The organism is Serratia bockelmannii (assembly GCF_051803255.1).
Lineage (GTDB): Bacteria > Pseudomonadota > Gammaproteobacteria > Enterobacterales > Enterobacteriaceae > Serratia > Serratia bockelmannii.
The window spans coordinates 2,470,773-2,486,458 of the sequence record NZ_CP196512.1 but is presented as its reverse complement, the minus strand read 5'-3'; the positions used below and the strand labels follow the sequence as shown (position 1 = coordinate 2,486,458).

Sequence of the window (15,686 nt, the reverse complement as noted above, 5' to 3'; positions counted from 1 at the left end):
ATGGCACTCGCCGGCGCCTCTTGGCAGCTCGAGAACGGTTTGGCCGTCAAGGCGATAAGCGACCCTGCTGTCGGCTGCGCCGCCGCGCTGGTGCGCATTGAGGCGGGCAGTTTTCAGGCGCCCGTCGCCTGGCCGGGCCTGGCGCACCTGCTGGAGCATATGTTGTTTCGCGGCAGCGCGAACTTCAGCGCGCAAGAGGGCCTGATGAGCTGGGTACCGTCGGTCACTGGCCGACTGAACGCCACCACCCAGGCTACGCAAACCGCGTTTTTCTTCGAGGTGGGCACCGAACATTTGGCGCAGGGGTTGGCGCGGCTAAGCGATATGCTCGCCGCCCCACAGCTGGCGACCGAGGCGATTGAGCAGGAGATCGAGGTCATCGACGCCGAATACCGCCTGCTGCGCGCCGAGGTAGAAACCCGCTGCGAAGCGGCGCAGCGGCAGATGTTCGGCGGCCTTGGTGCAATGCATCGCTTTCATATCGGCAGCCGCGCCGCCTTCGGCAGCGACATTTCCGCGTTGCAGCTGGCGCTGCGGCAGTTTCACCAGCGCTATTTTCGCGCGCCAAACATGACGCTGTGGCTGCAAGGCCCGCAATCGCTGGCGCAGCTGCATGCGCTGGCACAGCGCTACGGCAGCCGCTTGCCATCGGGCAGCGCCATACCGCACGAAGCCTCACCGCCGCTGACCGCTGCGAAAGATTACACCCTGTCTCTTCCCGGCACGCCGCAGCTGAGGCTGGTGTTTGCCCTGTCGCGTTCCCATTCACGCGGTTGGCTGCGGCGGCTGGAGCGCCTGCTGTTGGACGAAGCCCCCGGCGGGCTGCTGGCGCGGCTGCGCGCTCAGGCGTGGTGTGACGCCGTTCGGCTGGATTATTCGCGCTGCAGTGAGAACAACGCCCTGCTGAGTTTTATCTTTACCGTCAATCGCGGTTCAGCCGTTGAAGCCGCCCACATCGAAAGCGCCCTGCTGGCGTGGCTACAGGCGCTGCAGGTGCTGACACCGGCTCAGCTTGCGCATTACGAGCGGCTGGCAAATCGCGATTTCCACCGTTTGGCGCCGCTCGATCAGCTGCGGGCCAGAGCGCTTGGGCTACCGCCGGTGGAGTCGAACGACGATTGGCCGCGGCATATTGCGGCGCTGATTAGCGCGCCGCGCCGTCGCCTGGCCGTGCGGTCTGATGGCCACGGCGAAACCCGTGAAATTCAAGGGCTGCCTCTGGCGCTTGGCCCCTTCGCCGGCGCCGCGCTGACGTCTGCCGCGGAACCATTCCGCTTTTTCGCCACCTCGGCGACGCTGCCGAGCCCGAGATTGCCTTCCGGCCTGGCGCCGCTGCGGCATCTGCTCCCCGGCGAAGCGCAGCCTGTGCTGCTGCTGCGGCCGACGCCGTCGAGCCGCTTCAGCGATGGACAGGCCTACGGCTTACAGGCGGCGCTGCGCACCGGGGCGGCAGAACTGACGCATCGGGAGGGACATTTGAGCTTCGAGCGCCATCAGGGCGTGTGGCTGCTGCAACTGGCGGGCAGCCACGCGCTGATCTGCCACGGGCTGAGTGAGGTGAACCGAGCGCTGGCGGTGTTGCCGCCGACCGTTCTCAGCGAAGCGGCGAGAAACCTGCGCCATACGCAGCTGAAAGAACAAAGCGATATCGCCATTCACCGCCTGTTAGCTCAATTGCCGGCGGCGCTCAGTGCGCCAACCGAAGCAGCACAATGGCATGCCACCTTGATCGGCGGCGATGACGAGTTAAAACGGCAGCTGTCGCACCTGCTGTACGACTTCCCCTATTTCGTGGCCGCGGAGCCGCCGCTGCCGACACATCAACATCATTGCCCCATCACGCTGACGGAAAGCGGCGCCGAAAGTGCCTTACTGCAGTTTTACCCGCTGCAAAACGATGAAGCCGAAGGCCGTTGGGCGCTGCGGGTGCTGGCCCAGCTTTACGCGCCGCGCTATTTTCAGCGGCTGCGCGTGGAACGCAACGTGGGTTACGTGGTGCAATGCGCCTTCCACCGCTGCGCCGATGCCGAAGGCCTGCTGTTCGCGCTGCAATCCCCGACGTTCACCGTTGAACAGCTGAGGCAGTTAACCGACGAATTCTTATTGCAGATGCGTCATGAGTTGCCGCACGTTAGCGCGGGTGAACTGGCGCAAATACAACAGGCGACGCAACAAAACTTGCAGCGCCTCAGCACCGAATCGTTGCAGCGCGCCCGAGAAATTGCCTTGGAGGATCGCGCGGCCATGGCTGCCGCTGCGCCAGTCACGCTGACCCAACTGTTGCACTGGCAGCAGCGTTTGCTTTCCTCTGATTGATTAACCCGACGGGGAACACCGGCCAGGGGGAATAGGACGCGGAGAAAGTATCACCTCATGCCAAAGAAGGCCGGCTGGCCGCGAAAAAAACCCCCATCGTCACGATGAGGGCTGAATAAAGCGAAGCACGCTAACCGCGATCAGAAGCGCCAGGTCAGACCGGCGTTGACGCTGTTATCCTGGTGGTTGGACGACAGCAGCCCGCCGTAGCCAAGGGACAGGACGGCGTTTTTGTTAATCGACACATCGACGCCCGCTTTCAGAACCGCGCCATCGCGAGAAACCGGCACGCTGTTTACGTCGAACGCCGCATCGGTACGTTTGAACATCAGCTGCGTTTTGCGCTCCAGCTTGCCGTATTGATGCTGCCAACCCAGCTCGCCGCGCAGCGCGATCGCCACACTGTCGGTTTGCCACTCGGTGTCGGCGCGGAGACCCAGCGTCGAGGCGGTGGCGGACTGACTTTGTTTGTCGCCGCGCAGTGCCGCTGCCCCGCCTTGCTCGTTGATCTCCTCGTTACGGTAATGGGTATACGCCAGGTTGGCGAACGGCTCAAGGTTGACCGCATCGCTCGACCAATCGTAGCCGCTTTCGATGAACAGCTGACCGGTACGCGCGTTATACTTGGCCTTCTCGCGATCCGACTGCGCGCCGTAGTTCACCGAGCGCGAGGTGTCGATGCGATGCCAGGTATAGGTGCCGCCTGCTCGCAGGGCCAACGCACCGAAGCGTTTGTCGCCGTACAGCCCCAGATGGTAGTTGTCGCTGTGGGCATCTGACTGATAACCGCCATCCAGCGAAGTGCGGGTATAGCCGGTCATCACCCCAAGCCGGCCGTCGTCAAACAGTTCGCTGTCCAGACCTAACAGTACGCCATAGGTAGAGGTCTGGTAGCCGGTGGCGTTGTCGTTGCCGGAAGCATGCCCCCAGTTGCCCAGCAGTTTCGCCCAGGCCCCATTATCATCCGCCTTGATATCGGAAGCGATACGGCGGCCTTCCGCCTGGCGCAAGCGCTCGGTGGCGGCATCGCGCAGGTAACGGCTTTCGTTAATCTGGGCGGAAGCCATATCCGCGTGGATCTGGCCGGACAGTTGACGGGTCGCCTGTTGCAGCTCTCTGGCCGACGTGAAGCCGAGGAAGCTTTCATACACCGGATGGCCGGTTACGACGCCCGCATCTTCGGTAGCGGCTTGCGCTTTGCCTTCATCACCTTGCAGTGCGCTTAGCGCCTCAGCGGTAGGGGCAGCCACGCTGCGCTTCACCGTTTCCGTGACTGGTTCCGTCGCGTTGAGCGTCTCCACCGCACGAGCTACCGCTTTCTCGTTCTCAGTGCTGGCCAGGCTGTCAAAGCTGGCGTCGGTGCGCGTGATGCCAAGGCCGACGTCATTGCCCTGATAATCCAGCGCGACTTTAACAAACGGATACGATGGGTTGGCGTTTTCGAACCGGCCGTTGACGCCGTCCGTCGTGGTCAGGATGGTGTACTTGTTGCCCAGCAGACTCTGCGCCTCATTCTGCGACAGCAGGTTTTGGCTGCGCTCCAGGCTGACATTCACACTGCCGCCGTTGAGGAAAGCGCGCCGCGCGGCGATCTTATCGCTGCGGCCATTGTCCGCCACTTCCACGTTATACTGCGAACCGCGATCAAAAATGGCGTCGTGCAACACATGCAGCGTGCCGATGCCGTTACCCGGCGCGACGCTGCCGCCCCGAACCGCTCTGAAGGCGCCTACGGTACCCTCACCGGACAACGTGCCGCTATTTTCGATATAGACGTTGGAGGCCACCGAACCGTTGATCGCCAACACGCCCTGTTTCACCCAGGTATCACCGCGATAGGTGTTATTACCCAACAACGCCAGCGTACCGGCGCCCGTTTTGGTCAAGCCGCCGTGCCCGCTGATGTCGTTACTCCACGAATCGAAGTCGCATTCGCTCGACGTGCAGCGCCGCTCAACAGAGGTACCGGGTTCGACGATATTTCCCAGGCCGGGGATATTCACCACGAACTGTTTTTCACTGTAGGAGCCCGGTACATAATATTCCTGCGGGATATCCTCTTGGGTAATAAACATTTTCGGACCGTTGATCGCATCGCGTAAATTGACACGTCCCCAGCCGAACAGATTATCAATACCGGCAACACCCAAATCGGTGGCGGTGGTTTTAATTACCGCGGATATTTGATCGGCGCTCATATAAGGGAAACGTTGCATCAATACGGCGGCAACGCCGGTAACGTGCGGCGCCGCCATTGAGGTGCCGGATTTATTGCCGTAGCCGGGATTAACCGACAACTCGCCATTATTATAAGCTTCGCGATTCACGGCGCCACCGGTATTGGATTCCAGCCGGCCAACGGTGCTGTAAATATCAGAACCTGGCGCGGAAACGCAGTAGCTGGCCGTTTGTCCGCAGCTGGTCGAGGAAACGCTTAACTGATTTTCGTCACTCAGGTTGGTCACAATCAGGTAATTATTCAGTACGTCCGGGAAAGCGTAAGGCAGTGACTTTTGAGCTTCCGGGATATTGTAGTTGTTGTAATTTCCTGCCGAGAAGACGATCAGCTTGCCGTGCCTGGCCGCCCGCAGCAGCGTCGACATGGCGCTGTGCCCGCCGGTGGGCACCGGTTGTTCGCTGCCCCATTCCACGCTGGATTTGCTGCGCATCATCTCGGCGATCACTTCGCTTTTTACAAATGCCACGTAGTCCGGCCTGCCGTTCGGCAACCAGATGATATCGCCTTTGGCGTCTCGCCGTATATCTGGCGCGATCCCCCAGCTGTTATTGATGACGCGGGCTGCGCTCTGAATCAGCTCTTCACGGCCGTTGCGATTACCGTAATCATTCAATTTGGTGCCGATAATATCCGCGTCGAAAGCAACGCCGTGCATACCTGCGCCATCTCTTTTAGCCGCCGCGATACCGGCTACGTGCGTGCCGTGATCGCCGAAAGACATATTATCTTGTTTATCATACGAGAAATTATAACTGCCGTTATCCAGGCGCGTCAGTTTACCGGCGAATTCAGAATGGGAAAGAATGGCGTTATCGATAATGCCGATGGTTATACCTTTACCGGTATAGCCTCTGGCATAGGCGAATTCGGCGGAAATAACCTTAAGCCCCCATTGGCGATTAAACTCCGCGGTTTTCCAACTGTCAGGCACGCCCAATCGACCGGGATCCTGATAAGCGGCAAGAGAAGAATGAATGGATAAGCCATAACAACCCAGAAAAACGCAATACGCTAACTTCAATCTTTTATTAAGTATCATTTTACGCTCCATGTTTATTTATACCCAGAAGAAAACTTACGTTTTAACCGCGCTGAAACCTCCTATGATCGTGAAACGACGGATAACACATGCGGGCCCGACGCGGGCCGCGCGAACAGACAGGCTGAGAGATGCAAATGGGCGCAGACAGACAAAGAGATGCCATCGCGCCGGGCGCCTATGGCGCAGACGTTTGGAGAGGAGGCGAATGTACGCTTGCCGGCGCCGTTGCGCCGAAATGCCCCGACCATCGGGTGCGGGCGTAAGGATCAGGCTGTGGGTGCATTTCGCCTCACCATCCAGTTTTGCTAATGATTATCATTCGCGAGGCTATCTTATACGTAAGCAAAGTGTCAACAGATGAAACAAAACATTTCTTGATTTGCATCATAACTTTTCTCTAAACGCCGGGTGACGGTGCTGCGACAACCGCTGAAGAGTGCATAAAATGGCGGTTATTGCCGCCATAAGTGAGATTTTCGTCAGTGAAGACGCATAGCGCCGGCAGAGCAACCGGTGGAAGAGCATAAAAACACCTGAACATTTCATCAAATAGAAACATCAGATTGATTAATTTTTATGGCAAAACCCCATCGTGGTCCGATCACTTATTTTTCGTTGCAATATAAGGGGGGCTTATAAATAACAGGAGTATTCCTAATGCGTTCACGCTGGATGTATTCCATGCTAGCGGGCTGATTTTTAGCCGCGCCCGCTGGCTATTCCCAATTTCATTGGCAAGACTATATTGAAAGAGGCTCTGCTAGAGAGCGAGAATATGGGTAATTTTCCGAGGAAATGCCGCATGACCCTGTTGCCCAAGCAGACCAATAACAAAAATCCGATTGATCTCTATAGCGAAATCGTAGACGACTTGCCCGGTCTGATTTGCTTCGGCAACCGCCTTGGCGGCTACTTCAATAAACAGTGGCGCGACTATACCGGCGCAATCGCCGGTGAACACGGCGCCGCTGATTGGCTCGATACCCTGCACCCCGACGATCGCGAGCGGCTGGCCACACAATGGCGCCAGGCGATCGTTGCCCTCTCCTCATTCGCCGGTGAGGCCCGCCTGCGCGATCGCAGCGGCGCCTACCGTTGGTTTATGTTGGCGTTTAACGCCCGTCAGGACGGCATGGCGCTGGAGCCCAGCTGGTACCTCACCGCCACCGACATCCACCCGCAAATGCTGCAACGTCAGCAAAACGTTCAGGCGCTCTCTATCCAGCAAGACATGCTGGACGCCAGCGTCGACTGCATCAAAGTGATCAATCGCGACGGCACGCTGCGGCACATGAACCGCTCCGGCAGCCTGGCGCTCGGCCTGGATCCGGCGCAAAAAGAGTTTGGCATGCCCTGGCTGGGGCTGTTGTCGCCCGAAGTCCGCCGCCGTGGCAGCAAGGCGCTGCACAGCGTCAGAGCCGGTAAAAATGCGCGCTTCGCGGGATTAAGCGTGACGCCGCAAGGAAAAAAACAGCATTGGGACAACATTCTCTCTCCCGTCAGCGATGAACACGGCGCAGTGGCCGAGATCTTGTGCGTCTCGCGCGACGTGACGTCGCAACGCGTGATGGAACAGCGTCTGTTGCTCGCCAGCGAATATGACGAATTGACCGGCCTGCCCAACCGGCGCTTATTCAAGAAAAAGCTGAAGCAAGAGATGAAGCGTGCCCTGCATGGCAACAAGTCCCTCGGGCTGATGCTGCTGGATCTTGACCACTTCAAGCTGGTGAACGACACGCTGGGCCACGCGGCGGGCGACCATCTGCTGCGGGTTCTGGGTAAAAGGCTCAGCGCCTGCATGAATACGCATTCGTTCGTCTCCCGCCTCGGGGGGGACGAATTCGCGGTGGTAATCAGCGACGTTGAAAACGAGCAGGATATTTTCCGCATCGCCAACAAGTTTCTGCTGCAGCTGGAGACGCCGATCACCCACGGTGGCAAGACGCTGCATTGCGGCATGAGCATCGGCGGCGCCATCTACCCCAAAGATGCCCGCGACGCTTCGGAACTGATGAAATGCGCCGATACCGCGCTGTATGAGCTGAAAGACGGCGGCCGCGGCGGCGTCTATATGTTCGATCGCAAGATGATGGACAAGGCCCGCGCGCGCGCCAGCCAGCTCAACTACGCGCGCCAGATCGTGCGCGACAACTGCATCCGTCCCAGCTACCAGCCGAAGGTCAGCCTCTCCGACGGCAGCATCGTCGGCTTCGAAGCGTTGCTGCGCTGGCATTGCCCGCAAAACGGCATACAGCTGCCGGCGACGGTCAGCGAAGCCTTCAACGACTACGAGCTGGCGACCAAGATCAGCGAAGCCATGCAGCTGAAGGTCTTCGCCGATATCGCCCGCTGGCGCGCGGCCGGCGTGGCGGTACGCCCTATCTCGCTGAACGTGTCGCCGATCGAATTTTTACGCGACAACTACGCCGAAACCTTCCTGCAGCGCCTGCTGAAATTCCATATTCCCCACCACCTGATCGAACTGGAAGTGACCGAGCACGCGTTCAACAAACATGGCTCCAAGTACGTGCTGCGCGCGCTGCAAATGCTCAAAGAGATGGGCATCCGCATCGCACTGGACGACTTCGGCACCGGCCATTCCTCATTCAGCCATATCATGGATTACCCGCTGGACTGCATTAAGCTGGACTGCGATTTCGTTCAACGCATGAACACCGAACCGGCGATCCTGGCGATCGTGGAAAGCATCGGTATCCTCGGTCAGAAGCTGTCGATCGATATCATCGCCGAGGGCGTGGAAACCGAGCAGCAGCGGCAAACGCTGTGCGAAGCCGGTTTCCATATTGGCCAGGGTTTTCTGTTCAGCCGGGCGGTGGAATCCCAGCGGGTGCCCGAGCTGCTGCAAGCGGTGCCGCAATCTGTCGAGGGCCGTTAAGCCCCCTGCCGTGCGCCAAACGGCGCCAGCTGCATACCGATAAGCGTCACTACGCAGATGAGTGCCCCGGCGTAGAAGGTGGAGGCGGAACCGAACAGCTCCCACAAGGTTCCAGCCCCAAGACTCGCCAGCAGCAGCGCCACGCCGCTGATCAGATTGAACATGCCAAACGCGGTGCCGCGCAGATGAGCCGGCGCTGTATGCGCCACCATCGCCGCCAATAGCCCCTGGGTCATGCCCATGTGCACCCCCCACAGCGCTACGCCAAACAGCACCCCGCCCCAATGATCGCTCAGCGCCAATACCAGGTCGGCGGCGATCAGCACCAGCAACCCGGCTTTCAGCAATCCTTCATGGCTCATGCGGTCAGACAGTTTTCCGAACGGATAGGCCGAGCAGGCGTAGACCAGATTCATGGCGACCATCACCAGTGGGATCAGCGCCAGCGGCGTGCCGCCCTGCTGCGCCTTCAACACCAGGAACGCTTCGCTGAAGCGCGCCAGCGTAAAGATCGCGCCGATGCTCACCACCCACCAATAGCTGCGCCCCAGCAGCCGCAGGTTGGCGCGGGTGATCGGGTTGGTGCGCTTGTGGGTTATCGCGGCGGTCGGCTCTTTCAGGCCGAAAAACAGCAGCGCAATCGCCAGCGCCGCCGGGACCGTCGCCACCCAAAAGATGGCGCGAAAATCGTTGTGCCACAGCAGCATCAGGCCGACGGCCAGCAGCGGCCCTAAAAAGGCGCCGACGGTATCCAGCGACTGCCGCAGCCCGAAGGCCGCGCCGCGAATTTCCGGCGGCGTCACGTCGGCCACCAGGGCATCGCGCGGCGCCCCGCGGATGCCTTTGCCCACGCGATCCAGCAGGCGCGCGCTCATCACCATGCCGGACGACGATGCGATAGCGAAAAACGGCTTGCTGATGGCGCCCAGCCCGTAGCCCAGCAGCGCCAGCCCTTTACGTTTACCGAGGTAATCGCTGAGCACGCCGGAGAACACCTTGACGATCAATGCCGTCGCCTCCGCGAGCCCTTCGATCAGCCCGATGACGATCACGCTGGCACCGAGCGTCGTCGCCATAAACAGCGGCAGCAGGCTATGGATCATTTCCGAGGAAACGTCCATCAGCAGGCTCACGCCACCCAATACCCACACGCCGCGCGGTATGCGGCCCAACGTAGCGAAACGCGACGACATGCTTCATCCTCGATCGATTCAGCGCCGCCAGAGGCGCCTCATGATTTTTCCAAGATTGGTTAGTTGATTTTGTTCGTTCACAGATCTGCAGCCTTTAGAGATAGTGCAACGACCGTGTGACACCCATAATAATGAAGGTAATTAACATAATGATATATAGCAAAAAGATGATAGTGATTGCGGCGCTGCTGAGTTTTTCCGCCGCCGCCGCACCGGGCGTGGATCTCGTCGCCAACGAAACGCCGATCCACACGGTGAAGAGCGCCGAAGCCGTGGCCAAAATCCCCGCCGGCTTCCGGTTCGTGGAACCCGGCACGCTGACGGTGGCCATTTCCCTGCTGGGCAGCGGCCCGCCGTTCGGCCTGTACGCCCGCGACAATAAAACGGTGATCGGCAGCGAGGCGGACATCGCGCGCCTGGTGGCCGACGGTTTGGGGTTGAAACTCAAACTGGTGCCCACGTCGTGGGAAGACTGGCCGCTGGGGGTGGCCTCCGGCAAATATGACGCCGCGGTTTACAACATCACCGTGACCAACGAACGCAAGACCAAATTCGATTTCGCCACCTATCGGCAGGATACGCTGGGCTTCTACGTCAAGTCCGACAGTAAAATCACCCAGATCAAAACGGCGCCGGATATCGCCGGTAAAAAAATCATCGTCGATTCCGGCACCAATCAGGAAGCGGTGCTGCTGGCCTGGGACAAGGAGAACCGCGCCAAGGGATTAGCGCCGCTGCAGCCGGTGTACGTCACCGATAAGGCCGCCTCCACGTTGGCCATTCAGTCTGGCCGCGCCGACGCCACCTTCGGGCCCAACGTCTCCGGCGCTTATCAGGCGCGGCTGACCGGCAAAACCCGGCTGGTGGGCATTGTGCCCGGCGGCTGGCCGAAGACCGCCAACATCGCCGTCACACTGAAGAAAGGCAACGGTCTGGTGGACGCGGTGCAGGCTTCGCTCAACAGCGCCATCGCCAACGGCAGCTATCTGCAGGTGCTGGATCGCTGGGCGGAAAGCGACGAGAAGATTGCCCGTTCGGAGATTAACCCGCCGGGGCTGGGGGACTAGAGCATGAACCGGCCCCGCATCGAGGGGCCGGTTATTGATGAGCAATCATGACGTTTCATTCCGCCACCGCTTTCTGCCTCCACAACTTGCGGTACAGCGTGCTGCGCGAAACGCCCAGCGCCTTCGCCGCCCGGCTGAGATTGCCGCCCGCCCTGTCGATCGCCGTCTGCAGATCCGCCTGGCCGGTATCGGCGTTCTCCTGGCGCGGCGCCAGCACCGCGATGGACTGAGGCAGATCGTCCAGGGTGAGCACCGCATGATCGTCCGCCAATGCCAGCAGCACCTTGAGCGTACTCAACAGCTGCCGCACGTTGCCGGGCCATGGATAGCGCGCCAGCATCGCCAGCGCCTCCGGTAACAGGCGAATGTCGCGCCGCTCGCCGCCCAGCTCTCGCCACAGCTGCAAAATGAAAGCCTCCAGCTGCGCCCGCTCTCTGAGCGGCGGGATGCACAGGCTGTATTCCTGTATGCGGTACAGCAAATCCTCACGAAACGCCCCGGCCTCTACCTGCCGATGCAGATCGTGGTGCGTGGCGCACACCAGCGCGAAATCGACCGGATAAGCGCTGCGGCTACCGAGCGGCGTGACCGTTTTTTCCTGTAACACCCGCAGCAGGCGCGTTTGCAGGCCCGCCGGCATGTCGCCGATTTCATCGAGGAACAGCACGCCGCCGTCCGCCTCGCGGATCTTGCCGATATACCCTTTCGGGTTGGCGCCGGTAAACGCCCCCGGCGCATAGCCGAACAGTTCGGATTCGATCAGCGGCTCAGGCAGCGCCGCGCAGTTGATCGCCACGAAGTTGCCGTTGCGCCAGCGGCTCTGTTGAAACAAGCGTCGGCTGAAATGCTCTTTACCGCAGCCGGTTTCGCCGGTCACGCACAGCGAAAGGCCGGCGTTGAGAATGCGTAGCGCCTTCTGATGCTGTTCGTCATGCCTTTCCGCCGGCGGCGGAACCGACCGCAGGGCGCTAACGCGGCGCTGCGGCGCCTCGAGCAGCGAATAATAATGCCGTTGATTGCCGGCCAGCGTCTGGTGCGGTGCGCCGGAGGGCTGTCGCAGCAGGTCGGGAAACAGCTGGGCAAACTCAACCGAGCCTAATGCGGCCGGTGAAAGCCGGAACTCCAGCATCGCCAGCCGATTGGCGGCGACCAGCACTTCGTCGTGAAACACCAGCAGCAGCTCCTGCGCGCTGCCCAGGCTCCCGGCGTTGGCGTGCAGGCGCAGCGTCCAGTGACGGTCGGCGATCGCGCTTCTGACCCAGCGGTGTTCGATATGCCGCACCGCCTGCATGATCAGGCGCTGTGCATCGCGGTACGGGCGCTGCGCGGGGGCGGAGAGATCCAGTATGCCGGCAATGCGGCCATCCGGCCGATAGATCGGTGCGGCAGTGCAGTTCAATCCGGCATTTTGGTTGAGGAAATGCTGGTCGCCTCGGACCTCGCAGAACGCGCCGAGTGCCAGCGCGGTGCCGATGGCATTGGTACCCCGATCCGCTTCGCCCCACTGGTTGCCCGGCGCCAGCGCAAAGCGCGACGCCTTGTGCAGAAAGTCGGTATTGCCGCGGGTTTCCAGCACCAGTCCGTCGGCATCGGCGATCACCACGATGGCGGGCTGGCGCGTAATTTGCGCGCCCAGCTGCTCGATCAGCGGCTGTACCCGTTGCGGCACCCAGTCATTGCGGCTGCGTAGCTCTTCGAGTAATCCGGCTTTGATAAAAGGGATATGTTGATCGGCGCGTGTCAGGCCGTAGCCCCGGCTGCGCTGCCAGGATTCCGCCAGCGGGCGGGTCAACAAACTGGCGCCCTCGGTGGGCAAGCGGTCATCAGGCAACATGCGTTTCTCCCCCCGTTTACGAGTGTTGCAAATATGTATCACAGATGTGTATCAGGCGTTGCGACACGGAACACAAAAACCCATCGCCGGCGGCGGTACCGCATGATTCGTCACGTCATATCAATTTTTAACGCGTTAATAAATGAGATCTTTTAACGATCATCTTCGCCATTCATCAATCTGGCACGGGCCGTGCTTCTCCGTGCTGCGGCGACATGCCGCACTCACAGGCGCAGCCCAATAGCGCCGGTTATCATCTGCAGAGAGGTGCTTCACATGAAATATGTCCACCCCGGTTTGCCTGGCTCGCTGGTTTCGTTCCGCAAACGCTATGGCAACTACATTGGCGGTAAATTCGTCGAACCGGTATCCGGCAACTACTTCACCAACACCTCGCCGGTGACCGGCCAGCCGATCGCCGAATTCCCACGTTCCGACGCCAAAGACATCGAACTGGCGCTCGACGCGGCGCATGCGGCGGCGGACGCCTGGGGCAAAACCAGCGTGCAAGAACGCGCCAACGTGCTGCTGGCGATCGCCGATCGCATCGAGTCGCGGCTGGAGATGCTGGCGCTGACCGAAACCTGGGACAACGGCAAACCGATCCGCGAAACCCTGAATGCCGATTTGCCGCTGGCGGTCGACCATTTCCGCTACTTCGCCGGCTGCCTGCGCGCGCAGGAAGGCACTGCGGCGGAGATCGACCAAAATACCGTGGCCTACCATATCTATGAACCGCTGGGCGTAGTCGGTCAGATCATACCGTGGAACTTCCCGCTGCTGATGGCCGCCTGGAAACTGGCGCCGGCGCTGGCGGGCGGTAACTGCGTGGTGCTGAAACCGGCGGAACAGACGCCGCTCGGCATCAGCGTGCTGATGGAAGAGATCGGCGATCTGCTGCCGCCGGGGGTGCTCAACGTGGTGCAAGGCTTCGGCGCCGAGGCCGGCGAAGCGCTAGCGCGCAGCAAACGCATCGAAAAAATCGCCTTCACCGGCTCCACGCCGGTCGGCCGCCACATCCTCGCCTGTGCGGCGGAGAACATCATCCCCAGCACCGTCGAGCTGGGCGGCAAATCGCCGAACATTTATTTTGAAGACATCATGCAGGCGGAGCCGGAGTTTATCGACAAGGCGGTTGAGGGGCTGGTGCTGGGCTTCTTCAATCAGGGGGAGGTGTGCACCTGCCCTTCACGCGCGTTGATCCAGGAATCCATCTACCCGCAGTTTATGGAGAAAGTGCTGGCACGCATCGCCACCATCCGCCAGGGCGATCCCTTCGACACCGAGACCATGATCGGTGCCCAGGCGTCAAAACAGCAGTATGACAAGATCCTGTCGTACATCGACATCGCTAAAAACGAGGGAGGCAAAATCGTTGCGGGCGGCGAACCCGCTCAGCGCGGCGACGAAGTGCAAAACGGTTTCTACCTGCAGCCGACGCTGATTACCGGCAACAACAGTATGCGTTTCTTCCGTGAGGAAATCTTCGGGCCGGTGATTGGCGTCACCACCTTCAAGGATGAGGCCGAAGCTCTAGCGTTGGCCAACGACACCGAGTTCGGACTGGGCGCCGGGCTCTGGACCCGCGACATCAACCGCGCCTACCGCATGGGGCGCGCGATCAAGGCCGGGCGCGTGTGGACCAACTGCTACCACCTGTACCCGGCGCACGCCGCGTTCGGCGGCTACAAGAACTCCGGTATCGGGCGCGAAACCCACAAGGCGGCGTTGTCGCACTATCAACAGGTGAAAAACCTGCTGGTCAGCTACGACGCCAAACCGCTGGGCCTGTTCTGAGCCGGGCATAGCGACAAGAAGGCCACCCGCGGGTGGCCTTTTTTAGCGATGCTTATTTCGCCATGCCGAGATCGATCACCATGCGACCGCGAATGGTGCCCGCCTTCATCTCGTCGAAGATGGCGTTGATATCGCCCAATGGCCGTTTGGTCACTTTCGGCGTCACTTTGCCTTCGGCAGCGAACTGGAACGCCTCTTTCAGATCTTCGCGTGTGCCGACCAGCGACCCCACCACCTGAATGCCGTCCAGCACCAGGCGCGGAATGCTCAGATCCATGCTCTCCGGCGGCAGCCCCACGGCCACCACTTTACCGCCGGCGCGCACCGCATTGACCGCCGAGTTGAAGGCGGCTTTCGCCACCGCCGTCACCACCGCCGCGTGAGCGCCGCCGGTTTGCTGCTGAATGATCTCCTCCGCATTTTGCGTTTTGGAGTTGATGGTCAGATCGGCGCCAATCTGTTTGGCGAACTCCAACTGGCCGTCGTTGACGTCGATGGCAATCACTTTGGCGTTAAACACATTTTTGGCGTACTGCAACGCCAGGTTGCCCAGCCCGCCCAGGCCATAGATGGCGATCCACTGCCCCGGCTTGATATCGGAAATTTTCACCGCCTTGTAGGTGGTGACCCCGGCGCAGGTGATACTGCTGGCGGCGAAAGAATCGAGCCCGTCCGGCACTTTCACCGCGTAGTCCGCCACCACGATGCACTCTTCCGCCATGCCGCCGTCAACGCTGTAGCCGGCATTTTTCACCGAGCGGCACAGGGTTTCGTTGCCGCTGACGCAATATTCGCAATGGCCGCAACCCTGGTAAAACCAGGCGACGCTAGCGCGGTCACCCACTTTTAACGAGGTAACGCCCTCACCGACGGCGGAGACCACGCCGATACCCTCATGTCCCAACGTAATGCCCGGCACCTCGCCGAAATCGCCGTTTTTCACGTGCAAGTCGGTGTGGCACACCCCGCAACACTCCATTTTTAACGCCGCCTCGCCGTGCTTCAGCGGGCGCAGCACTTTATCCTGAATGTCTACGGTATGGTTTTTCGTCACTACGGCAGCTTTCATGCTGTATTCCTCCAGCCGGATTATAAAAACGGTCTTGATCACGGTCGTTACTGTCACCCAGGGCGACAATTCACATTCTCTTTTTCCGCTAAACGGTTAGCTTTAAAATATAGCAGAGAAATTTTTTTTATTGAATTAATTGCACGGCATTGCAGAAGCATGAGTGCCATTCACTTAACACAATAAAAACAACGCTCTCTAATTAATGTAACATCACCTGTCACAGAAATACC

Annotated in this window: 8 protein-coding genes; 4 read left to right on the top strand and 4 right to left on the bottom strand. The window is 60.1% G+C overall.

From position 1 onward, the window contains the following. Nucleotides 1-2,316 carry a pyrroloquinoline quinone biosynthesis protein PqqF gene (pqqF, locus tag ACSJLU_RS11925; RefSeq protein ID WP_342096251.1) on the top strand — a complete coding sequence of 772 codons (2,316 nt, stop codon included), beginning with the start codon at nucleotides 1-3 and terminating at the stop codon, nucleotides 2,314-2,316. A gap of 140 nt (nucleotides 2,317-2,456) precedes the next feature. On the opposite strand, the gene ACSJLU_RS11920 is transcribed toward pqqF, so the two are convergent. After that, nucleotides 2,457-5,492 carry an autotransporter domain-containing protein gene (locus ACSJLU_RS11920; protein WP_405051217.1) on the bottom strand — a complete coding sequence of 1,012 codons (3,036 nt, stop codon included), beginning with the start codon at nucleotides 5,490-5,492 and terminating at the stop codon, nucleotides 2,457-2,459. A gap of 907 nt (nucleotides 5,493-6,399) precedes the next feature. Between ACSJLU_RS11920 and ACSJLU_RS11915 the strand changes: the two genes are divergently transcribed. Further along, nucleotides 6,400-8,493, top strand: coding sequence for a putative bifunctional diguanylate cyclase/phosphodiesterase (locus tag ACSJLU_RS11915; RefSeq protein WP_060433043.1), 2,094 nt, complete (start codon nucleotides 6,400-6,402; stop codon nucleotides 8,491-8,493). Here ACSJLU_RS11915 and ACSJLU_RS11910 read toward each other — a convergent pair. Further along, on the bottom strand, nucleotides 8,490-9,686 hold the full coding sequence (locus ACSJLU_RS11910) for an MFS transporter (protein WP_049204017.1): 1,197 nt from the start codon (nucleotides 9,684-9,686) through the stop codon (nucleotides 8,490-8,492). The two genes, ACSJLU_RS11915 and ACSJLU_RS11910, sit on opposite strands and share 4 nt — an antisense overlap. 149 nt (nucleotides 9,687-9,835) lie before the next feature. On the opposite strand from ACSJLU_RS11910, the gene ACSJLU_RS11905 reads away from it, so the two are divergent. After that, nucleotides 9,836-10,753, top strand: a complete 918-nt coding sequence (locus ACSJLU_RS11905; RefSeq protein WP_025302813.1) for an ABC transporter substrate-binding protein — start codon at nucleotides 9,836-9,838, stop codon at nucleotides 10,751-10,753. 55 nt (nucleotides 10,754-10,808) lie between these two features. Here ACSJLU_RS11905 and ACSJLU_RS11900 read toward each other — a convergent pair whose 3' ends face one another. Next, nucleotides 10,809-12,587 carry a sigma-54-dependent Fis family transcriptional regulator gene (locus ACSJLU_RS11900; RefSeq protein WP_049295591.1) on the bottom strand — a complete coding sequence of 593 codons (1,779 nt, stop codon included), beginning with the start codon at nucleotides 12,585-12,587 and terminating at the stop codon, nucleotides 10,809-10,811. 276 nt (nucleotides 12,588-12,863) lie between these two features. Here ACSJLU_RS11900 and exaC point away from each other — a divergent pair, with 276 nt between their 5' ends. After that, complete coding sequence (gene exaC / locus ACSJLU_RS11895) at nucleotides 12,864-14,384, top strand: acetaldehyde dehydrogenase ExaC (RefSeq protein ID WP_060447184.1); 1,521 nt, start codon at nucleotides 12,864-12,866, stop codon at nucleotides 14,382-14,384. A gap of 52 nt (nucleotides 14,385-14,436) precedes the next feature. Here the strand turns inward: exaC and adhP are convergent, their stop codons facing one another. After that, on the bottom strand, nucleotides 14,437-15,453 hold the full coding sequence (gene adhP / locus ACSJLU_RS11890; protein WP_004928541.1) for an alcohol dehydrogenase AdhP: 1,017 nt from the start codon (nucleotides 15,451-15,453) through the stop codon (nucleotides 14,437-14,439). Nucleotides 15,454-15,686 lie beyond the last annotated feature (233 nt).

What these genes read in the sequence shown, in the direction of transcription:
- adhP (WP_004928541.1), bottom strand. Translation starts at nt 15,453, where the DNA reads ATGAAAGCTGCCGTAGTGACGAAAAACCATACCGTAGACATTCAGGAT.
- ACSJLU_RS11905 (WP_025302813.1), top strand. Translation starts at nt 9,836, where the DNA reads ATGATATATAGCAAAAAGATGATAGTGATTGCGGCGCTGCTGAGTTTT.
- ACSJLU_RS11915 (WP_060433043.1), top strand. Translation starts at nt 6,400, where the DNA reads ATGACCCTGTTGCCCAAGCAGACCAATAACAAAAATCCGATTGATCTC.
- pqqF (WP_342096251.1), top strand. Translation starts at nt 1, where the DNA reads ATGGCACTCGCCGGCGCCTCTTGGCAGCTCGAGAACGGTTTGGCCGTC.
- exaC (WP_060447184.1), top strand. Translation starts at nt 12,864, where the DNA reads ATGAAATATGTCCACCCCGGTTTGCCTGGCTCGCTGGTTTCGTTCCGC.
- ACSJLU_RS11910 (WP_049204017.1), bottom strand. Translation starts at nt 9,686, where the DNA reads ATGTCGTCGCGTTTCGCTACGTTGGGCCGCATACCGCGCGGCGTGTGG.
- ACSJLU_RS11900 (WP_049295591.1), bottom strand. Translation starts at nt 12,587, where the DNA reads ATGTTGCCTGATGACCGCTTGCCCACCGAGGGCGCCAGTTTGTTGACC.